Raw genomic sequence first — 23,062 nt, forward strand, 5'->3', positions numbered from 1 at the left:
GTAGAGGAATACCTTTACCAAAGCATTAAAAAATTTATGTATTGAAAATAATTAGAGAAATATCTACCTACTGGAAGATTCAGCTCATTGGATGGTTTTCGGCTTCCTTTTATTGGGGATTCTCAGCATTTTTAACCGGTAATTTTAGCTGGAAAATAGGAATAGCAGATTTGATATTGGATGTATTGATAGGTATTACATTGACCCATATTTACAGAAATTTTGCCATAAGAAAAGGCTGGAATAAGTTAAATCTTAAAAAGTTAGCTCCAAAAATTGCAGTCAGTGTCCTGATACTTTCTTTACTATATATGTTTTTGATAGTCAGTAAACTTTATCTGGTACGGCTGTTTATCTTAGAAAGTACAATGACTTCATTCATTACGTTTTTCAAATCCAGGGAACTACAGGTTTTTATTACGGGTACCAGATTAATGTCTATTTGGTTATTGGCTTACCACCTTTTCCATTATTCAAGACTTGAAATTGAAACTGCACAATTGTCACTTAGGATAAAAGAGGTGCAATTGAATAATCTAAGTGCGCAGCTTAACCCACATTTCTTTTTTAACTCATTGAATAATATAAAATTTCTGGTATTAGAAAATCCTAATTCAGCAAGGCGTGCCATTGATCTTTTGTCTGAGCTGCTCAGGAATTCCTTAAATAACAATGTAGGGAGATTAGTGCCTTTAAGTGATGAAATTAATCTTGTTAACGATTATCTTGAATTAGAAAAGATGCGGTTTGAGGAAAGGTTACAAATAAAAATGGAGATCAATGCAGAGGTGTCAAAACATCAGATTCTTCCTTTGAGTATTCAGTCCCTGGTTGAAAACGCCATAAAACATGGAATTGAAAAAAGAAAAAATGGTGGATTTCTTAGTATAAAAATTGAAGAGGAAAGCAATTGGATAAAAATCAGTGTTCAAAATCCGGGGAAACTGAGTAACAGGATTAAAGATTCCGGTATTGGACTGAATAATCTAAAAGAGAGGCTTTTATTGCAATACAATGGAAATGCCCTTTTTGAAATTAAAGAGAGAAAAGACGAAACGGTTTTAGCAACTATTTTACTCCCATTCAAATGAAAAAAATAAAAGTGATAATAGTGGATGATGAGCGTTTGTCCCGGGAAGAACTGAAAAAAACATTAAAAATGTATGACGATTTCGTGCTGATTGGTGAGGCTGAAAATGCTGATGACGCTAAGCATTTGATTGAAACAGAAATGCCTGATTTGCTTTTTTTAGATATTCAGATGCCAGAGAAATCCGGTTTCGATTTATTGGAGTCTTTAGATCATGTGCCTGCAGTGCTGTTTGTTACGGCTTATGATCAATATGCGGTACAGGCATTTGAAGTAAATGCGTTAGATTATCTCATGAAACCTATAAGAGAGGAGCGTTTTGCAAAGGCAATTGAAAAAATAAGAGATGCTGTAAACCAGAAATCTTCTTTAAATAATGGGGTAACCAAAGACCGGAAGATTTTTATTAAGGATGGGGAGAAACGATTCTTTATCCAGCTGGGTGACATTTATTTAATTGAATCACTTGAAAATTATACCAGACTTTTTTTTCAAGGGAAGAAAGCGCTTCAAAGACGATCACTTCGTCAATGGGAAGAGATGCTTGATGAAAATATATTTTTTAGAATAAACAGAACTGAGATTATCAATATTGAATACATACAGGAAGTAAAACAAATTACCGGCGGTAGGTTAGAGGTAAAACTCAAAACAGGAGAGCTATTAGAAGTTTCAAACCGCCAATCTGTTAAATTCAGAAATATAAATAAAATCTGATAAAAAACAACCTAAACAAAACTAACCAATGAAAGTAATTTTGAATTTCATCATTGTGTTCTTGGCATTTTTCTATTGTCGGGCCCAACAAACAAAAAAAGCAAAAACAGAAGACTTACAAAGTATTTATAATATTCAGGATAGTGTTTCTGTAAAAACCAGAGATGGAGCCACCTTATCTTTAATGGTGGTGCGTAAAAAAGGAGATGAAATACCTGCACCTGTAATCCTTCAGTCAACAATTTATGTTAGAGATGCAGGCAGAGATATGGTATCATTAAAGAGAGCTGTAGATAATGGTTATGTAGGAGTTATAGCGTATGCAAGAGGAAAAAGATTCAGTCAGGATGAAATACTTCCATATGAGAATGACGGAAATGACACCTATGATGTCATAGATTGGATCAGTAAACAAAAATGGTCTAATGGAAGTGTTGGAATGTATGGAGGAAGTTATAATGGATTTACACAGTGGGCAGCGTGTAAAAACCTGCACCCGGCTCTTAAAACAATCGTACCTTATGTAGCAGCGAGACCGGGACAGGGTTTGCCTATGGAAAATAATACCTTCATTAACCCCAATTATGAATGGGCATTTTACGTTGGAAATAATAAATACCTGGACACCATAGCTGGAAATGACAGACAGCGTTTTAGAAAAATGCAAAATAAATGGTGGGAAACAGGGGTGGCCTATAAAAAATTAGACAGTATAGACGGTGTAGCCAACAAATGGTTTCAACGATGGATCAGCCATCCCTCCTATGACCATTATTGGCAAAAAATGACTCCGTATAAAAAAGATTTTGCACAAATAAAAATACCCGTTTTGGCATTTGACGGTTACTACAATGATGGGCAGAGTTCGGGTTTGTATTATTTGAGAGAACTTCAAAAGTATAGCCCTCAAACCCCTGCGTATTTAATTATAGGACCTTATGGGCATTTTGGGACTCAAAGTGGAGGAGAAGCTACTTTGTATCAATATAAAGTAGACCCTGTTGCGTTATTTGATATCAACACAATTACGTATCAATGGTTTGACTATATTTTAAAAAACGGGCCTAAACCCAAAGTTTTGAAAGATAGGATTAACTATCAGGTAATGGGAGCCAATGAATGGCGCAGTGCTCCATCTATTGATAAAATGAGTAATGGTTTTTTAACCTTGTATCTCACTGATAATAAGTCAGGTAAATTCTACTCTTTAAATTCACAAAAACCTGTTAAAAAAAATTATTTAGAGCAATCGGTAGATTTTGCAAACAGAGAAATAGCAAATAATGATTACTACCCGGATCCCATTATCCGCAAGGAAATAGATACCTCTAACGGATTTAATTTCATTAGTGAACCCCTGGAAGAACCCCTATTAATCAATGGTTCCTTTTTAGGGGAAATTAAAGCCAGTATCAATAAAAAAGATATGGATATTGGAGTGACATTATATGAATTAATGCCAAATGGAGAATATTTTCATCTGTCATATTTTATTGGAAGGGCAAGTTACTCAACAGATATTACAAAAAGGAAACTACTGAAACCTAATGAAATTGAAACCATTCCGTTCTCCAATACACATTTGGTGAGTAAGCAGCTAAGTAAGGGGAGTCGTCTGGTTATCTATCTGAATGTAAATAAAAATCCGTTTTCTGAACTCAACTATGGAACAGGAAAAACAGTGAGTGAAGAAACCATTAAAGATGCCAAAGAACCCTTAAAAGTGAAATGGTACAATGACAGCTTTGTAAAGATCCCGGTATTAACACCATGAGTTGACTCATTTTTTTAAATGAAGCTTCGTTAGTTAGGGAGTCGGGATTTTCGGTTAGGAAATGAAACTTATGATAAATTGCATTCACACAATGTAACCCGAACAAATCAAAAGCTGTAATATTGTAACTCAAATCATACTAATGAAGACTAAGTTTCAGCTTCCACCGATTCCGGCCGTATTATTATCTATTATCAGTGTGCAATGTGGCGCTGCCATTGCGAAAGGACTTTTCCCTGAAATTGGAGCGGCGGCTACTGCTACTTTAAGGATTGGGTTATCTGCGATTATCTTATGGATTGCTTTCCGTCCTAATCTATCCAAACTCAATGTAAAACAATGGAAATATGTAACACTCTACGGCTTATCGTTAGGTGCCATGAATTTAATTTTCTACATGGCTATTGAGCGCATCCCAATTGGGCTGGGGGTGACTTTAGAATTTGTAGGACCATTGGTTCTGGCGATTTTCAGCTCAAAAAAAATGACAGATTTTATATGGATCATTTTAGCAGTCGTGGGTATTGCATTAATTGCGCCGTGGTCGAGTAATGGATTAAATTTAGTTGGCGTTTTATTAGCCCTGCTCGCTGGTGGTTTTTGGGCGGCATATATTATTCTTGGGGGAAGAATATCTAAAATAATGAAAGGTGGTGATGCGGTGACTATCGGGATGCTCATTGCAACAATCTTTATTTTGCCATTTGGAATTTTTGATGGACGGCTTGCTAACCTCAACCCACACTTGATCGGCCTAGGGGCGGCACTCGCTCTGCTTTCCAGTGCCATTCCTTTTACGCTGGAAATAAATGCTCTTAAACATTTACCGGCACGAACTTTTAGTATTTTAATGAGCCTTGAGCCTGCAATGGCCTCTTTAGCCGCTTTCGTATTTTTACAGGAATATTTATCAGTGACCGAATGTATTGCCGTAGCCTGTGTGGTTATTGCATCAGCAGGCTCTGCAATAACTTCCAAAGGTATAGAAGCCAAGTAAATATTATTTTGAAAAATTAACAGGAAAACACTAATCAATGATTGCAATTATAGTTGGAGATTGTGTGTTATCTAATACAGTATTCCATGTACTGCGACGCTACTATCTCTTCAAATTGTTTGGTATTACAGTACTTCAACTTCAGTCTCTTTTTTCAGATTGTTAATGAAATCTGAGGGGGTTAGGCCTGTTTCTTTTTTAAATGCAGTCTGAAAGACCCTATGATTGGCGTAGCCACATAACTCTGCCAGAGAAGTGATCTTATACTTTCTGCATACTGAATCCTCATACAGTTTCCTGGTTATGTATTCAATTCTAAGACTGTTAATGTACTGATTGAAGTTCTTGTTCTTATAGGATTTTATAACTTCTGAAAGATATTTTGTATTGGTGCCAAAACTACTGGCCATACCACCTATTGTAATGTCGCTTTTTAGGTATTTTTCTGTTTTTTCAAATTTGGATATTTTACTCAATAATTGATTGACTGTTTCCTCAGCTATTGTTTTCGGAGCTTTGATTGCTTTTTCTCCATGCTTCTCCATTTCATCCTTCCGGCTTTCTGACTCATGCTTTATTTTTGTAATGAGTTCCTGAAATCTCTGTTGTAGGATTTTATTCCTGTTTTTCCAATAGTACCAGATACCACCACATCCTAGTATTATTAAAACAAAGAATATATATAAGTAGTTTCTGACTGTGTTACTTTTTTCCTTGTCCTTTTCCTTTTTGATGGCTGTGGTAACTTTATTTACCGAATGTTTTTCTACAGTTCTAATACTGTCCCTGAGCTTTGTAAGAAGTTGATTGTATTTTTTTCCTTCGAGAGTATTGTTTTTAGCCAGATAAGCCTCCGTTAAGATCTCGTAGAAAATTTCCCGACCGGAAGGGGATGAAATTTTTCGCTCCAGTTCTAAGCCTTTCTGGGCATAGTGTATGGCCTTGTCGTTATTTTTTTGTTCAAAATAAAAATCACCAGCGGTTCTGTATAGGTTCATTTCATTGAGTGAACTTATTTTCCTACGTTCAGCAATCTTCAATGATTTTAAAAGATATGTCTCTGCCGTCCTGGGCTCGGAGGGCTGAATGATCCATAAATAATACAATGTTAGGTTTGCTTGTATGGAAACAATCAAATCATATTTCTGTCCCAGTGATATGCTGGACTCTTTTTCGGATATTTTTTCTGCCTCTTCTAGCCCTTTTATGAGGTTTAGGCGTACCGAGTCCGGTTGTTTCTTGCTCTGATCAAAATAACCGGAATAGTTAGAATAAAATAAGCTGCTGTAATAATGACGAACATCATTGTCTTTGATTTTTCCCAAATATTTTTTTGAAGCCTGATATGCTTTATGGGAATCTTCCAGAAACCCCAAGTCTCCCAATGAAACGGCCTTCATCTTGTACATATTAGATACTTGCTGTGGAGATGAATCTTCATTGATATAGCTTTCCAGGTCTGTTGCAACTTCAATGACTTTCTCCGAATTATTCAATGTAGAATAAGTTCGCATCAGTTCAGTACCAATAGGGAATGCAACATTGTATTTATTTTCTTTTGCTGTTCTGTAGATGTTTTTCAGCTGTTTTATGGTAGTGTTTACGACACTTGTACTGCCTATCTTGTCTTGTATCTGGTGTAATTCGTTCTTTAATTGATCTTCGGATATTTTCTGGCTTTTTCCTAAAGTGAATAGGTGTAAAATGATGAGGAATAAAATAGATTGATAGGTTCTCATTTGATTGGAATTCAGTGGTAATTTAGTTTAAAAAGGCGTTTTGACAAATATAAGAAGATTTCAAGCAAGTAAGCTGTTGCAAGATGGTTGAGAAATGATATAATATGATTAAGAGTTATTGTGTTAAAGTAAGCTGATTTATGAACTGTATACCACTATTGGCCATACTTCCCTGTATGATGACAGCTTCTAATACTGTCTCGGTCATGCAAATAAGTAAGTTTTGAGAGTGTTTCTGAATTTTCGTGCTCCCTTCTTTGATAAATGCGTGGGCTTGAATAAGATCCTCGATCCAGCGGGGATATCCAATAAAACATCATAAGCAACCTAAAATAGCTTGTCCATCAACTTTGCTATATTAACAAGTTTTATTATTGAAGTAATAGAACAGTACTAAAATTTAATTAAGATAATGGATTAGCTCTACAAGAAAAAAATGGCGCCATTTGACTTTTGGTGGCCCCACCAGGAATCGAACCTGGATCTAAAGTTTAGGAAACTTCTATTCTATCCGTTGAACTATGAGGCCGTTGAGGAGAATAAAATTACTAATAAATTGAAGTGCATGCATCATCAGTCAGATATAATTATAGCCTTAAATCTGGTTAAACATAAAAATCCCCCTCTGAATCAGAAGGGGATTTCATATTGTTTATAACGTCATTTTACTGTTTCGTTAAATGGATTACTTTACCGGTAGGAATTGTCGTTTGAAAATTGCTGCATTCCTGTGTTACCATATCTCTAACGGGTATAAAAGTGATCGACATTTGATTGGGCGTATCCGCTTTAACACGCAGATACAGGTAGCCATTATCTGTACATCCCGTTTTGCCTCCGTAAAAGGTCACCAGATAGGCTTTCATGTCTTTCTGGAAATTGTCACCCCAATTGGCTTCCTGATCTGATTTGCTAAAATCATTGTATTCAATACTTCCGTTTTGATTGATAATTTTAACCCTTCCTACAAGCCTGTCCCATTTGGTGGTTGAAAATTCGTTTTCCATCATTTCTTTCTTGATGAAATTAAATTCATAGCTTTTGCCTTCCATGTTTCCGCTCCAGGTTCCAACGTATTTGTCGAGAAGATGATTGAAATCCTTGACATACTCAACGTTCTCCGGGCAGTTTTGTGGATTCACAGTGCATTCTACCATTAATTCGAGAGATGCCAGCTGTGCATTCAGAACTGTAGACAGCCCTATCATTATTGTAAAAAGAAATTTTTTCATTACTGTTTAATTTAATCATTAATATATTAGGGACAATCTGATTGGGAAGTTTTTTTACCGTCAGGGTCTAATTTTACCTCTGTGGTTTTTCCTACCTGTGCCATTCTATATAAGTTGACACCTTCTATACCCATTTTTTCTTTCAGAAATTTCAGGAAAGAAGCTTCCAGGTTGTTACTGCTTCCCATGGCCTTTATATAGGAATTGGTTAAAGTTCCGATTTGTTCCTTGGTAAACGTTTTTAGCTGTCCTGAAGTTCCCGTAAATCTTATCTGATACATTCCGCCACTGGTGATCATTGCAGCATATACATCTCCAAGAGGTCTTCCGGCAGCCTGAGCATTGCCAAGCATATCCATAAGATAGCCAACATCTGCAGGCGAGAACATCTTTATTCCTTTTCTTGTTCCTTCATTGCCTTCTGCATCAGTGGTTGAAAAATCATCAACATGAGTATGCATATATCCGGTGATGTCTTTATTTTCCGGAAGATCTGGCCTGGGAAGAGATAAAGAATTAGAGTTGGAGTTGGTGGACGCTTGGTTATGGTAAGTATAATCTCCTGAAGCTTTCTGAGAATATCCCGTTTCCTTTTTTTCTCCTGTCTTACCCTTCAGATCGTTTACTTTTTGGTTATAATCTGCTTTTCCTTTCTGTCCCTTTATTTTACTGCACGGATCATTTCCGGCAGGCGGGTCAGTAGGTTTTGGTGGTGGAATTACAATAGGAGGAATCGGAATTGTAGGATTGTCGGGTGGAAATGGGTTAGTTGGACCACCTCCTCCGGGAACTGTTATGACTACCTCATCTATCTCACCGTGACACTTTTTACAAGCCGGTGAACTCATAGGCCCGCTTCCGTTTTTTGCTACTTCATCAATAGCTTCACCTTTCACAATCTTCTTTTCATATCTCATAGATCCTTCCAGAGCTATATATGAAACTGTTCCTGTCATCTTGTTCATGATTTCATGAGCCGTGAGCGTGTAATCTTCAGAAGTAAATGGCGTATTGGATTTAAATTTCCAAAGATGCCCGGATACTTTGTTGTTGTCAATTCTGAAGGTCAATTCTTCAATCAGATTATTTTCTTCATTTTTCACCGGTACAGTGATAAGGATAATATTTTCCTCCCTTTTGTACTCTCTGGCTTTTTCCCATTCGATTAGTTTTCCTCCAACCATGTCTTTTCCTCTCATATACTCACTTCTGATGAAAGAAAGCGGATCCTGCTGAACAGTAGAAATTTCAGTTTCAAGGCTTTCGTGCATACATGATTGAACAGATGAAAGAAAAAGAATACTTCCGGCTAATACTGCCGTTAAATAACCTTTTGTCATTAGTTTTTATTTTATTAATAGTGTGCTTTTTTAAACGTCAGGAACAGAACGTATAATAACTTTTTCCGGCGCAAATATAAAAATTAAATCAAGTAATGGGGATAAATTTTATGATGACAAACATCATGATAGAAGGGCTTCTATGGTTTATTTATTTTGTTATTTTTTAAATAATGTATTATTCACCAGTCGTAGATTTTACAGTATTCTGCATAAAAAAAGACCTTGATGATACAAAGTCTTTTAACTGAATGAAATAGCTGGCCGTCTCCGGTTTATTCTTTTATAATTTTAAGCCTTTCAGAATTTCCGTCTTCAAAAAGGATAGTAAGAATATAAACTCCTTTGCTGTATGCTGAGAAATCAATCTTTACATCATTCACTTTTGAATAGGGCAACGTTTTTATTTTTCTGCCATCCATACCGTAGATCTCTATTTCTTTAATGAATTTCCCGGTTTTCAGGAAGCCCGTATCGGAAACAGGATTTGGATAAAACTTGAAATTCTGTACAGCATAATCAGAAACTGAAAGCTGGTTGGTATTAATCGTTTTAGTGAATGTTTCAGAACATGAATTTTTAGTGACTTTAAGAGATACGGTATATGTTCCGGATGCAGCATAAAGATGTGTCGGATTTATAGCAGCAGAAGTGTTTCCGTCTCCGAATGTCCACAAAACGGTATCATAATTCGTAGAAAGGTTGGAGAAACTAATATTCTGTCCGTTGCCACCTGCTGAAAAACCTGCATGGAGATGAAAAACATTAGAATTCCATTGGGCAGAATTATTAAAAAAAGTTCCGTCTGCCAGCTGCTGGTAATATTCCGCTTTGTTCTGTGTCATTCCGCTGAGAAAAGAAGACGGGAAGATCCGCTCCTGAAAAAGGGCGGTATATACAGAAGCTGCTATAAGATAACTGCCCTGAGGATTAGGATGGACATCACCATATGAGCTGTGCAATGCGAGATCCTGTGTAGCTGTATAATGCGCTCTTGCACTTTCTCCTGCAGGAATCATTTCGGTCTGCATAAGGTTCGACATTTTTGTAATGGAATCTTTGATGACTTTTTGGGAGGCAAAATACGCGGGATATCCATTTTGAGAAGCAATGCCATTCGAAATTTCGTACAAAAAGATCTTTGAGCACTGGCTGTATTTTCTGATAGAATCTCTAAGTTTCCTTCCTCTTTCTGCTGTCACAGCAACAGGAACAGAGTAGCCGGCAGACTCACCAGTTCCTGGCTGCATCACGACGTATTTGTAGTTTTTAGAGCGTATGGTCTGGTAAAGTGCATTGTCATTAACGTGGTTGGCAAAGCCAACTCCACCTACGGTATGGGAGGTAACTTCAACATTTTTTCCTTTTGAAGCAGCCATATCTTTAAAAAGAACAGGCATATCATTGAAATACGTCATGCTGTTGCCGATAAACAAAACCTGATCGGCTTGGGCGAATAGGAGTGTGCAGAGATTAAACAGTATTAGAATCAGTATATTTTTAATCATATTTTAGGTATTAAAATTAATTTTAAATGGGTGAAATCAAATACCCATGGACAGCCGAGACGCAAATCCACGGGATCATAATAACTGCTATGAAATATCTGGTTTTTTGAAAGAATGTATGTTTTCAAATCCTGGGAAAATAAACAGAACAGAAGCGTGAGATAAGAGGTGGTAGTTTTTCTTCATAAAAAAATAGTTAATTGATTAAATTTATATATGTTTAGAAAATTATATAAATAATAGTAAAATATTATTGATGTTTCATCGGATTTATCTTTGGTGTGAAAATGTCATATTAAAATCATCAATGTGTTGGTGTTTTAAAGATTCCCGAAATTAATTATTATTTTCATTCCGGACTTGGTTTTAAAGCACTGATTTATATAGAGTAGTAGCTAAGACGTAGGTGCTACTTTGCTACGACACCGACTAATGAAGCCCTTTAACAGATTAAGAATACTAAAAAATAAGTATGGCTAAAAAATACTTTCGGGTCTGTTTTTCTTTTCCCTATTTTTTTTTCCTCGGCTCAAAAGATTGGTAAATAAAAACTTAAAAATATCATTTTTGATATAGGATTTTCTACTGCCGGCGACCGGAAGAATAAAAAGATAGACAGTGTCATTTCCATTTGTTATCACGAAAATTATCAGGATTGTGAAGTGTTTGGATATCTTAAATTGCCAATATTTATAATAAGAATAATGATAGTAAAAAGCTTTTCATTATACTTATCGAAAAGAAAAACCTCAATATTCTGACTGATACAGAGATTTATCTGTGGTTCCGGGATTTGATGAAAGAAAATATTTTTGCCTTTCCATATAATTTACCTAAAATGAGTATCTTATGATTAACTAAAAAACAAAAATATGAGTCGAGGCTTTGGAATATTCTGGATGCTTTATATGCTGTTTTTTGCGGTACCGTTTCCCATGATTTTGTATTATAACATCAAAGATGCGGAACCGCCCTTGCTCAACGAAACTAATCCATGGCTTGCAGTGGGACTTTTGGGACTTTCTGTACTGTTATGGAGCATTGTTTTGTTGAGTTGGTTTTATAAGTGGATCGTGTTGAACTTTGTTGCTAAAAGAAACGTGGTCCATCTTGCTAAACACGGCGTCCGAAGAAAAGCTGAAATTCTTGAAGCGGTAAAAGTATCCAAGCCCGGGAGTAAATATGACACCTATGAACTTGTGCTTTCTTTCAAAAATCTGGTCAACACGGATATCATACAGAAAGCTGCCGTTAATGATTCAAAACCTCAGCAACATCGGTTTGAAAAAGGAAAAACAGTAGACCTACTCATCGATAAAGAGGTAAAAAAAATGCCCTATTTTATTTTTGCGGGAAGCGAGGCGAGCATCAATATTCTGATCATTTTTCTAATCACGATGGGCTGGCTGACCATTGTTACTCTGGTTGCATGGTATTATATCTACTCCTATCAGACTGAGAGCAATGGAATGGGGTGGCGGTTCATTATATATTGGCATCCTTTACTGATTTGTCCTGCGATATTAATGTTTTATAAACTTATTTTTTTCTACTTTATCAATAGGATTTTCAATGGTAAACAGGGAGAGTCTGAACTGATTAAATTTAAAGGAATCAGAACGACAGCCAGATTAATCAGTGCTGATCAGACCGGAACTTATATCAATGAACAGCCTATGATTTTGTTTAAATTGGAATATGTCGATGAACAGAATCAGACCAGGAGAGCTGAAATTAAGAAAATTGTAAACCTTCTTGATCTGAATAATGTAAAGAAAGAAACTGTAGATATTTTTTACCTGAAAGAAGATCCGAGCCGAATCGCCTTTGCCGAAGATCTGGAAAATGTAAGTTAAATACCATGAAAAACTTAATTATTATAAGTATAGGAAGTCTTCTTTTAACAGGCTGTGAGCAGGTTTCCAAAAGTGTAAAAGAGACTTTTGAGCCTGTGGCCGATACCAAAGCTCAGCTTAAAAGAGATGAACATATTCCGGTTTCAGCTCCCAATCCTTACAGTCCGGAAGTTGAAAAGCAGATAGAAGAAGCCCAGCGACTCGTCAATACAATGCTGGAAAAACACACCAAAACACATATCGATACCTATACAGAAGGTAAAAACACAGGTTTTTTAACCAATGAAGACAAGCTGAAGAACGCTGAGGAAGCCTTAAGAAAACTTCCTCAGTATGACGGAAAAGAAATTAAAATCTATTATACCATGCATTTTTATGACAACGGCAGTATCCTTGCGATGCTTCAGCATCCTACGAATCCTGATTATATTGATAATTATGAATACAAAGATGGAAAGTGGTCTGAGCCGAGACCTGAGCAGATGTCTGTAAGAGATGATATTCGGAGCCGTTTGGTTCCTTTGGATAAAATAGATTTTGCCAACGTTGCTAAAGCTGCAGATGCTTACAGTCAAAAGATAGCACAGATAGAAGGGGCAAAACCACTCACCACCATCTATATATCCATTGCCAATAACAAACTTCGATGGTTTCCGGCAAGCATTAATGGCAGCAGGGAACGGTATTCCATTGAACTCAACCAAAACGGAACCTTAAAAAAGTTTGAAAGAGAATAATAATTATGTGCTCAATTGGCTTGATCTGCGAGAGTAAAAGCTATCCAATATAATTACAGGAGAAATAAACATTTGCTTTTTCAACGCAAAGTTTTTGTTTGATTCCCTTCTACTTTAAGAGAAGCAATGAAAACTGACTGTAGCGTTGACTAATCTGTTGGATGGTGAGTGTGCTTAGTCGGATCAATCGAAGATCGATCTCATCTTCGCAGACGTAAAGATAAACGGTTTTACGGTCAATCTTTGCTTCAAAAAATATTTTTAGAAAGTTTAAAATTCCAAAGATTTTCCATCTATAGAACCAATGCATCAATGAAAACCTATGATTTTCTAGCGCCTTACATATTCATCAGGCTTAAAACCCTTGCGTCCTTGCGTTTCCAGTAAAAGGTTCAGACAAATTTTATAAAAGCAAGAAACACAAGAGCGATTTTTCTTGTTGGAACATCGCAAAGACGCAAATTATATTACAAAACGCATTTTAAGGCGCAAGGATTTTATCTCCGATAAAATTGAATGCTGTTTACAATAGAATGAATACCTAGCTGAAAATCTATGATTTTCTTGCGCCTTAAATATTCTTAAAGCTTAAAACCCTTGCGTCCTTGCGTTTCCAACAAAAGATTCAGACAAAAGTTATAAAAGCAAACAGCAAAAAAGACGAGAATTATTTAACAAGAAAACATTTAAGAAAGTTTAGAATTCCTCTGAAAATGCTTCTATTAGGGATAAAAAAAAGGACCCGCTCTTTAGAAGCGGATCCAGTAGATAAAACATCTCATTTTTTTAATTAGACAACAATTAAAAAAGCACAGCCGACAATGCTGTGCTTAAATTTTTATTTCAAATTTAATTGCAATTTCAAAGCTGAAAAAAGCAAAAAAAGATTTCATTTCAGTTGTATTACATAGTAAATGTAGTCATATTTTTAATATGAAATATGAATTTAATGTTAAAATTCACAAGTTATCCACATTTTTTTGTGGATAAGTATGGATTCCTGTTTTTCCACTCTGTTCTTTTTCATTCTTTTTCCCTTTAAACACAGGGAATTTTATCATGAAGTGGTAGGAAGATAGACGATAGAAATCGTGTTGGTTAAAACCCGGTTGTAATTATTCGCTTCCGTATTCAGGTTATATTGATTTCCTGATGTTCCCGGACTAATATATTTTACCAGAGGAACCGTTTTCTCTCCTGACTGCAGAAAGATAATGGTTTTCAGGTTCATATACGTGATGAAATTATTCCCCATTGCTGAATCCAGATTCTGGAAAACACTGTGGAAAATAGCATCGGTAACACCACTGGCAGGGAATGTTCCGGTATAAGGCTTTGCAAGACCTAACCGGATGGGTGTTTTGATATTATTGCCCGGATCAAAATTATTCGACCACGGTTTCAGAAGAATATTCATGTTGATGACATAATATCCTGTAAACGGAGCTGTAAATTCTCCTGTTGAGGTATTGAATGTATTGGATTTGTCCGTCACCTTATTATCAAATATAAATCTCCGGATGTTATTGCCCAGATCGCCGCTCACGAAGCTGAGATCGTTTCCTGAAGGTTTCATATTAACCAGAGCTACCAATCTGTTGAGAAGAATATTGTTGATTTTTTTATCCATCTCTTCAGCATTCACGAAAATATTCCATCTTCCGTTGCTGAAAGAATAGAGCCTGTTCTTCAGTACATCATCTGTAGTAAGAGGCGTTCCGTTATCTCCATCTTTTAAATTGAACACCAGTAAGCCATTTGCAGGTTTGTTGATCGTCGTAATATCTGTGGCTCCCGATAATGAAACTCTGGGGATTAACAGGCCTTTGTTGGTAGATTGTACATGAAGTGCCGCACTGTTGTCAGGTCGGGGAATCACGTTGATGCCTACCTGTGAATAGTGAAATACCCCAAAACAAATCATAAGTAAACTGTATATTTTCATGGCTTTAATTTATGGGAAGGTATACGATGGTGATATTATTGACCTGTGTTCTGTTGTAGCCCAGACTTTCAGTAGCGATAGAATAGGTATTATTGCCTGCAGTGGTGCCGGGCGTAATGTATCGGGTCAGGAAACATATTTTCTGGTCCTTGTTCATATAAATGACCCCTGAAACTTTAAGGGTTAACGGCTGCTGATCATCAGTGACAGCATTTAAAGGCTGATTCAGAAAAGCGAATGTTGCATTACCGCTGTAAGTAAATGTCGTATAAGGATTACTTACTCCCAGCCGCACAATATTGGTTGTATTCTGGGCCTGATAGCTTTTCAGGAGAACTGAAACATCAATTTGGTAGTAGCCGTTTTTAGGAGCTTTGAATTCAGAGGTTGCCGGATCGTAGGAACTGTTTCTGTCAAAGACTTCATTCTCGAAAAAGAGCTTTCTTATATTGGCACCCAGATCACTTCCTATATAAGAGGTATCATTTCCGCTGGCTGCTACATTGGCAACGACCTGCAGTTGGGGTACTCCAAGCCCTTCAATCGCCATATTCAGGACGGTGTCTGTTACGAGTAAATTCCATGAATTGGTTGAAGACGAAAAAACATAGAAATTGTCAGCCATCACCTTATTGCTGGTTCCGGTTGAATTCGTCAGGTTAAACACCATCAGTCCATTGGCGGGTGAAGGAATGGTTGTGATATCCATATTGTCTTTCAGGCTTACTCTTGGAATAAGAAGGCCTTTATTGGAATGTTTGATGTCCAGTACGGCACTGGGATCGGGAGTCGTGGTGTTGATTCCCACTTGTGCGCTGGTGCTGACAAAGCACAGAAATAATGCTGAAATAATTAGTGTTTTCATCCTCAATATGCTGTTTAAAAAAAAGAGTTATAACACAAATGTATTGGTTTCATTTATCCTTTTTTATCCGTTATTTTTGAATGTATTAAATTAAATTTCAATTATTTAAATCAGATTTGATACATATACTGTTTATTGGAGTTATTTGAAAATGAATAATTATTTACCGTGATGAATTTGGTTTAAATTAAATTTTTAACAATTTTTTTAATAAAAATACTGTCTGACTGAATTCTCATCAGAGCGGTTATTTTTAATTATCATTATTTTCATAAAATAATAGGAAAATATTCATTAATTAAGATTTTGTTTGATATTGTATCAGTTAAATTGGTGATTATTATTTAATTATATTTTTTCTGAAACAGTTGAATTTTTTTGTTAGTTAAAAATTAAGTACTACATTTGGAGTATTAATATCTCTTTATAAATATCATTCCCCATTCAGACGCATTTTTAAATGTCTGAAACCTTAAGGTTCAAATTATCTGGACCTGTTACTACTATTATTTTATTTAACGCTAAAGAAAACCGACCGTAAGTGATTGGATTATCCATCATTCACTATGGCAAAAATTCTTTACCAACAAAAGAGATCATTATGAAAACAACTCCCATTGCCGTACTAGGCGGAACCGGAAAAACCGGAAACTATCTTGTTCAGGAACTTCTTAAAAAAGGGTATCCTATGAAATTACTCCTCCGGATTCCGGAGAATTTTACCCTTCAAAATCCTTTAATTGAAATTGTAAAGGGAGATGCGAGAGATTTTGAGGCTATTGATAACCTTATTAAAGGCTGCAGTGCTGTAATCAGCAAGATAGGACAGCCTGTCGGAGAGAAATCAATATTCAGCGATGCCACAAACAATATTATACAATCGATGAATGCGCATGGGATTAAAAGATATATTGCGATCACCGGCCTGAATGTGGACACTCCTTTCGATCATAAGAACGAAAAGGTAAAAGCGGCTACAGACTGGATGTACCAGAATTATCCCAAAACCACAAAAGACAAGCAGGATGAATACGAGATCCTTGTCAACAGCGATCTGGACTGGACTCTGGTCAGACTTCCTTTAATCATTCCGACTTCAGAACAATTCAAAACAGAAACGAATCTGACAGATTGCAAAGGCGAACAGATCAGCGCAGCAGACCTTTCTGAATTTCTGGTTTCCCAGATTGAGGATAAAACTTATAGCAGACAGAGCCCATTTCTGTATAATGTAAAGGAATAAAATTCACATTCCTATAAAAGAATAGAGAGCCATCCGGCTCTCTATTTGTATTTAGTTTTCAAGTTTTTCCTTAATGTATTTCGCGGTATGCGATTTTTTATCGTTCGCCAGATCTTCCGGTGTACCGGCAAAAACAACTTCGCCGCCATATTTTCCAGCCTCAGGCCCGATATCTATTATATAATCCGCGGATTTTATAATGTCAGGCTGATGCTCAATAACTATCACGGAATGCCCAAGATCAATCAAAGCCTGCAATGATTTCAACAGCTTCTGAATATCATGGAAATGCAGTCCTGTAGAAGGTTCGTCAAAGATAAATAGGGTTTTATCTGTGGTTACTCCTTTAACAAGGAAAGAAGCCAGTTTCACACGCTGCGCCTCACCTCCGGAAAGGGTAGAAGAGCTTTGTCCCAGCTGAAGATAACCTAATCCTACCTCCTGAAGTGGTCTCAGTTTGGTCACAATCTTTTCTTCATTATTGTCTTTAAAGAATTCCAGAGATTCATCTACCGTCATATGAAGAATATCGGAAATACTTTTCTCATCGAATTTCACCTCCAGGATCTCGCTTTTGAAACGGGTTCCTTTACATACTTCACATTCAAGTTCAATATCTGCCATGAACTGCATGGAAACATTAATAACTCCTTCACCTTTACATTCATCACATCTTCCGCCGTCTACGTTGAAAGAGAAATGCTTAGGCTTATAACCCATCATTTTTGATACTTTCTGCTTGGCAAAAAGATCTCTGATGTCGTCATAGGCTTTCAGATAAGTAACCGGGTTGGATCTTGATGATTTTCCGATCGGGTTCTGGTCAATTAGCTCAATATTTTTAATCAGCTTCTTAGGAAATTCTACAGAATCGTAATCTCCCTTTTTACCACCCATTCCAAGCTGGATCTGGATGTCATTGGTTAAAATTTCCTTCATCAGTGTAGATTTTCCGCTTCCGGAAACGCCCGAGATCACCGTAAGGCTTTCCAGAGGTACATCTACGTCTATATTTTTAAGATTATTTTGTCTTGCTCCTTTGATATGGATCCATTCCTTGGCTTTTCTTCGTTTTTTCGGAACTTCAATTTCCATTCTTCCGGTCAGGTATTTTGAGGTAAGAGTATCTGCGTTTTTAAGATCGGTATAATCTCCTGCAAAAACCAGTTCACCTCCAAGATAGCCAGCCTCCGGACCGATATCGATAATATAATCTGCGGCTTTCATCACGTCTTCATCGTGCTCTACAACGATTACGGTATTTCCAAGATCACGAAGATTTTTTAAAACTCCGATCAGGTTTTCCGTATCTCTTGAGTGAAGACCGATAGAAGGTTCATCCAGGATATAAATAGATCCCACCAGTGAACTTCCCAAACTTGTAGCAAGGTTGATTCTCTGACTTTCCCCACCGGAAAGTGTGTTGGATGTTCTGTTGATGGTTAAATAACCCAAACCTACTTTTAATAAAAACTCAATACGGGTTTTGATCTCGTATAGCAGTCTTTTGGCCACATCCTGATCGTGTTCGGAAAGCTTTAGTCCGTCTATTAAAGGATGTAATTCATCCAGTGGAAGCTCAATCATCGACTGGATATTGTGTCCGTCTACTTTTACCCAGCTCGTTTCTTCACGAAGCCTTAAGCCTTCACAGGTAGGGCAGAGTGTTTTTCCTCTGTATCGGGAAAGCATGACACGGTACTGAATTTTGTACAGGTTTTCTTCCAGCATTTTGAAGAAATTATTGATGGATGGGAAACTGCTTTTTCCGTCTCCTTTCCAAAGGAAGTTTTTCTGCTCTTTGGAAAGTTGATGATAAGGCTTATGGATAGGGAAGTCTTCTGCTTTTTTGATGAATGCTTTTTTCCATTCGCTCATGGTTTCACCTCTCCAGGATACTACAGCATCTTCATAAATGGATAAGGTTTTATTGGGAATCACAAGATCTTCATCGATTCCGATTACTTTTCCGTAGCCTTCACATGCCGGACAAGCTCCGTAAGGGTTATTAAAGCTGAAAAAATGAACATTCGGTTCAAGGAACTCCATGCCGTCCAGCTCAAATTTATTAGAAAATTCTTTTACTTTTCCGGTATCTGCATTCTTCAGTGCACAATAACCATGACCTTCATAAAACGCCATCTGAATGGAGTCTGCCAATCTCTGAAGGAAGTTCTCGTCTTCTTCATAAGAAAAACGGTCGATCACCAGATTAATGATCATTCCTTTCTCCGGTGTAAAACCGAAACTTTCCAGATCTTCAATACCGGCTAGATTACCATTGATTTCAAGTCTTGTGAAACCTGCCAGCTTTAAAACGTTTAGTGCTTCTTTAAAATTATCCGCATCATATTCCAAAGGAGCCGTCAATAGAAATGAAGTCTCTTTTTTGGAAGCTTTGATAAAATCGATCACATCAGACACGGAATCTTTTTTCACTTCTTCACCTGAAACCGGAGAATAGGTTTTCCCGATCCTTGCAAAAAGAAGTTTCATATAATCATAGATCTCTGTAGAAGTTCCTACTGTAGAACGCGGATTGGAAGAAATCACTTTCTGCTGAATGGCAATGGAAGGGGCGAGCCCTTTGATATCATCCACTTTTGGTTTTTCAAGTTTACCCAAAAACTGACGCGCATAGGAACTTAAACTCTCCACATATCTTCTCTGTCCCTCTGCATAAATCGTATCGAATGCCAGAGAAGATTTTCCGCTTCCGGAAACTCCTGTGATCACGATCAGTTTATTTTTCGGGATCAGAACGTCTATATGCTTCAGATTGTTAAGGTGTGCATTCTTAACGAAGATCTGTTTTTTTATATCTATTTCTATTGTTTTAGCCATGTTTTATCTTTGAAAAAGATTGTTTGCATCTTAAAAAATAAGACCCACAAAATTACGAAATTTTAGTGGAAATAAGATGCTTAAATATTTCCCGGATACAAATATATTATCCTGACTTCTACAGGAAAAGGAGAGGCCGTCGTGGAGGAATAAAAGGTTGATTTGTGAATAAATGATTATCAGTCATAAGGTTATATAGATAGCATGTTTTCATGAAATTTTTCATCGGTTTATGATTTTCGTTATATTTTTACCATTTACTATTGTTTTGTGTTTTAAAATTATTTAAAATTGTACTCATAAATTTGTAATATAGAAATGAGAAAATTATTCAGAGATCTTGTTACACATTTAATGAGAAAAAGATAAAACAGTTACTTCCCTAAAAGATGCAGTATAGCCATACTGCATCTTTTTTTATGATAACTATCATTTGCCTGTCTTCAGGAACTCCCTTACTTTTGAGGCCATTATTAAATAAACTGATTTAGAACAAAAACGGCAGCTATTATGATCAAAAAGATTGGGAGTATATTTTTATTGGGATCCCTGTTTTGTGCGCAGGCACAGGAAAAGACAACAGATATTGAAAATATTGAATTTCAGGGGAAATTTATCTCCACACCTTATAAAAGTGCCAATCAGAACATAACGGTTATTACCAAAGAAGATATTGCCAATTCTCCGGCGAAAAGTATCGATGAAGTTCTTCAGCAGGTTCCGGGAATGGATATCAGAAGGAGAGGAGCCAACGGCGTACAAAGTGATATAGGATTCAGAGGAAGTTCTTTTGAACAGGTATTGTTGTTGCTGAACGGCATCAGAATGAACGATTCCCAAACGGGTCACAATTCAATGAATGTCCCGGTAGATATGGATGATGTGGAAAGAATCGAGATCATCAAAGGTCCGGCTGCCAGAAGATTTGGGCAGAATGCTTATGCCGGTGTCATCAATATTATTACCAAAACAACTCCCGGAAAAAGAGTGAAGATAAGTGCTGACGGCGGAGATTACGAAACCTACGGATTCGGATTCAATGCGCAGTTGGGAAATGAAAAATTCTCAAACTCTCTTCAGGCCAACTCTTCTTCTTCACAGGGATATATGTACAATACGGATTACGAGATCAGAAATGTTTTCTACCAAAGTAAACTGAACATTAAAAACGGAGATCTGAAGCTACAGGCTGGTTTTTCTGAAAAGAAATTCGGCGCGAATGGTTTTTATGCATCTAAAAGCGCTACTGAACAGTATGAGGAAACGCAGGCTTCTATTGTAAGTTTAGCGCATCAGCAAACGTTTGGCCATTTGAAGATAAGCTCCAATGCGTATTGGAGAAGAGGTCAGGATATGTATCTCTATGATAGAAATAAGCCAAATGGCTACAGAAATATGCATATCGGGAATAATGTAGGTGGAGAAGTAAATTCCAGCTATCAATGGGGATTGGGAACTACCGGTGTGGGTGTGGAGCTGAGAAAGGAATTTCTGGCGAGTAATAATCTAGGGGAACGAAACCGCTTTGTTTCACAGGTTTTCTTTGAACATCATTTTTCATTACTGGAAAAAAAACTGAACATCAGTCCGGGAATTTCATGGGCGAATTATTCCAAAGAGGGGAATTTTTTCTATCCGGGATTAGATGTAGGATATAATTTCAATCAAAATAATAAGATCTACGGAAATATTGCAAAGGTTCACCGTGTTCCGACGTTTACAGACCTTTATTATGTAAGCAAAACAGAACAGGGAAATCAAAATCTTCTTCCTGAAAATGCAGTTTCATCTGAAGTAGGATATCAATTTCAGAACAGCAAAATCCTGGCAAAAGTGAGCGGATTCATGAGAAATTCCAATAATTCTATCGACTGGGTTAAAAAAAGCCTGACGGATCCTATCTGGTACGCTCAGAATGTTGGGAAAATTGACACAAAAGGAGTTGAACTTGAATTAAGCCACAGAGCTTTCAGCTGGTTAAAATACACCGCAGGATACACCTATCTGGACAGCAAAATGAAAGAATCCAATGAATTTGTTTCAAGATATATTCTGGACAATCTGAAACATCAGGTGGTCGCCAAACTGGAGACAAAATTCCTGAATTATTTCACCAACGAATTGGTTTACAGATACAATGAGAGAATGAATCTGGGGACTTATAATCTCTTAGATGAGAAGCTGAGTTTTGCTAAAAAAGACTTCTCGGTTTATGTACTGATCAATAATTTGACGAACACAAAATACACGGAAGCTTTTGGAGTTGAAATGCCTCAGAGATGGTTTCATTTAGGCTTCTCATATACGATCAATATTAAGTAAATGTTAATTTGAAATGAATGAAAGTTAACATTAACAAATTGTTAAATAATTTATTTTTGCAAAAATTTTTTATGAAACTTTTTTTAAGTCTGAGTTTACTTTTGAGTATGACCTTTTTAAAAGCACAGGACCACGTTTCCAGCTTCAATGCAGTGACTCTAACCTATAAGTTTCATCCGAAGTTTTTTCTCTACGCAGAAGGACAGCTCAGAGGTAACGAAGATTATACGTATCCGGATTATTACGAGATCAAAGGAGGAGTAGGTTACAACCTGACTAAAAATCATAAACCTTTTGTAGGATTAGGAAGATATGTGAATTATAAAGAGCACAGTCTGAGCAGAGAGGAATTCAGGGTTTGGTTACAGGACGTGATTGATTTCAAAAAAGGAATCGTGAAGTTTGAAAACCGTTTTCGTATCGAAAAAAGCTTTTTTTATGAGCCCGCAATTGACAAAGCCTCCCAAAGAATGCGTTACAGATACCGTCTGAATATCAGTGTTCCCCTGAATGCAAAGACCGTCAAAAAAGGAACTATCTTCGCGAATGCCTATGACGAAATCTTTTTGGTAAGCCCGATGAAACCTACTTTCGCCAGAAATAGAGTATATGGCGGTTTCGGCTATCAGATCGATGACTATTTCGGAATTCTTACAGGTTATCTGTGGCAGCGTGAATTTGAAGCAAAAGGCAATAAAAACCTTCACTTTATCTATCTGGCCCTGAACATCAATATCGACGGTACGGATCATCCTACAAAAACGTATGATTTCCCGGGAGCGGATTAAGATTTTTTGTTTAAATCCGCCTGAGAAAAAGACCCAGTAGTGGGATGAATAGAGTATGGAACTGA

16 protein-coding genes and 1 tRNA gene are annotated in these 23,062 nt (G+C 36.8%); 9 read left to right on the forward strand and 8 right to left on the reverse strand.

Going from position 1 to position 23,062, the window contains the following annotated elements; translation table 11 throughout:
* Positions 1-434 precede the first annotated feature (434 nt).
* The 4 genes from BUA72_RS24665 to BUA72_RS14295 all read left to right on the forward strand — a co-directional run bounded on the left by BUA72_RS24665 (position 435) and on the right by BUA72_RS14295 (position 4,578).
* Positions 435-1,091, forward strand: coding sequence for a sensor histidine kinase (locus BUA72_RS24665; protein WP_228407912.1), 657 nt, complete (start codon positions 435-437; stop codon positions 1,089-1,091).
* On the forward strand, positions 1,088-1,807 hold the full coding sequence (locus tag BUA72_RS14285) for a LytR/AlgR family response regulator transcription factor (RefSeq protein WP_072923513.1): 720 nt from the start codon (positions 1,088-1,090) through the stop codon (positions 1,805-1,807). Before BUA72_RS24665 ends, BUA72_RS14285 begins: the two co-directional genes overlap by 4 nt.
* Positions 1,808-1,835: 28 nt before the next feature.
* A complete protein-coding gene (locus BUA72_RS14290; RefSeq protein ID WP_072923514.1) occupies positions 1,836-3,581 on the forward strand; it encodes a CocE/NonD family hydrolase in 1,746 nt (581 codons plus the stop codon).
* A 142-nt stretch (positions 3,582-3,723) separates the two neighbouring features.
* Positions 3,724-4,578, forward strand: coding sequence for an EamA family transporter (locus BUA72_RS14295; protein ID WP_072923516.1), 855 nt, complete (start codon positions 3,724-3,726; stop codon positions 4,576-4,578).
* Between the two features lie 125 nt (positions 4,579-4,703).
* Here the strand turns inward: BUA72_RS14295 and BUA72_RS14300 are convergent, their stop codons facing one another.
* From BUA72_RS14300 to BUA72_RS14320, 5 genes are all read right to left on the reverse strand, one after another.
* Positions 4,704-6,317, reverse strand: a complete 1,614-nt coding sequence (locus BUA72_RS14300) for a helix-turn-helix domain-containing protein (RefSeq protein WP_072923518.1) — start codon at positions 6,315-6,317, stop codon at positions 4,704-4,706.
* Between the two features lie 454 nt (positions 6,318-6,771).
* Positions 6,772-6,846 (reverse strand) — tRNA-Arg (locus BUA72_RS14305).
* A 136-nt stretch (positions 6,847-6,982) separates the two neighbouring features.
* Entirely contained in the window at positions 6,983-7,549 is a 567-nt protein-coding gene (locus BUA72_RS14310) for a DUF6705 family protein (protein ID WP_072923519.1), read from the reverse strand.
* Between the two features lie 26 nt (positions 7,550-7,575).
* Positions 7,576-8,889, reverse strand: coding sequence for a hypothetical protein (locus tag BUA72_RS14315; RefSeq protein WP_072923521.1), 1,314 nt, complete (start codon positions 8,887-8,889; stop codon positions 7,576-7,578).
* A 275-nt stretch (positions 8,890-9,164) separates the two neighbouring features.
* The gene (locus tag BUA72_RS14320; RefSeq protein ID WP_083544221.1) at positions 9,165-10,397 is read right to left on the reverse strand and encodes a PKD domain-containing protein; all 1,233 of its coding nucleotides are present in this window, start codon (positions 10,395-10,397) and stop codon (positions 9,165-9,167) included.
* Positions 10,398-11,269: 872 nt separating this feature from the next.
* On the opposite strand from BUA72_RS14320, the gene BUA72_RS14325 reads away from it, so the two are divergent.
* Together BUA72_RS14325 and BUA72_RS14330 are read left to right on the forward strand one after the other, a co-directional pair.
* Complete coding sequence (locus tag BUA72_RS14325; protein WP_072923524.1) at positions 11,270-12,253, forward strand: hypothetical protein; 984 nt, start codon at positions 11,270-11,272, stop codon at positions 12,251-12,253.
* Between the two features lie 5 nt (positions 12,254-12,258).
* A complete protein-coding gene (locus BUA72_RS14330; RefSeq protein WP_072923525.1) occupies positions 12,259-12,990 on the forward strand; it encodes a hypothetical protein in 732 nt (243 codons plus the stop codon).
* A 1,057-nt stretch (positions 12,991-14,047) separates the two neighbouring features.
* Here the strand turns inward: BUA72_RS14330 and BUA72_RS14335 are convergent.
* Positions 14,048-14,935 (reverse strand): hypothetical protein, encoded by an 888-nt coding sequence (locus BUA72_RS14335; protein WP_139259619.1) that lies wholly within the window; start codon positions 14,933-14,935, stop codon positions 14,048-14,050.
* A gap of 4 nt (positions 14,936-14,939) precedes the next feature.
* On the reverse strand, positions 14,940-15,800 hold the full coding sequence (locus BUA72_RS14340) for a hypothetical protein (protein WP_072923528.1): 861 nt from the start codon (positions 15,798-15,800) through the stop codon (positions 14,940-14,942).
* 601 nt (positions 15,801-16,401) lie between these two features.
* Between BUA72_RS14340 and BUA72_RS14345 the strand changes: the two genes are divergently transcribed.
* Positions 16,402-17,043: an NAD(P)-dependent oxidoreductase gene (locus tag BUA72_RS14345; RefSeq protein ID WP_072923530.1), complete on the forward strand. Its 642-nt coding sequence runs from the start codon at positions 16,402-16,404 to the stop codon at positions 17,041-17,043.
* A 51-nt stretch (positions 17,044-17,094) separates the two neighbouring features.
* Here the strand turns inward: BUA72_RS14345 and uvrA are convergent, their stop codons facing one another.
* On the reverse strand, positions 17,095-19,887 hold the full coding sequence (gene uvrA / locus BUA72_RS14350) for an excinuclease ABC subunit UvrA (protein ID WP_072923531.1): 2,793 nt from the start codon (positions 19,885-19,887) through the stop codon (positions 17,095-17,097).
* A 510-nt stretch (positions 19,888-20,397) separates the two neighbouring features.
* On the opposite strand from uvrA, the gene BUA72_RS14355 reads away from it, so the two are divergent.
* Together BUA72_RS14355 and BUA72_RS14360 are read left to right on the forward strand one after the other, a co-directional pair.
* A complete protein-coding gene (locus BUA72_RS14355; RefSeq protein ID WP_072923533.1) occupies positions 20,398-22,209 on the forward strand; it encodes a TonB-dependent receptor plug domain-containing protein in 1,812 nt (603 codons plus the stop codon).
* 71 nt (positions 22,210-22,280) lie between these two features.
* A complete protein-coding gene (locus BUA72_RS14360) occupies positions 22,281-22,997 on the forward strand; it encodes a DUF2490 domain-containing protein (protein ID WP_047453556.1) in 717 nt (238 codons plus the stop codon).
* Positions 22,998-23,062 lie beyond the last annotated feature (65 nt).

Origin of the sequence: Chryseobacterium sp. OV279 (assembly GCF_900128945.1) — a bacterium.
GTDB lineage: Bacteria > Bacteroidota > Bacteroidia > Flavobacteriales > Weeksellaceae > Chryseobacterium.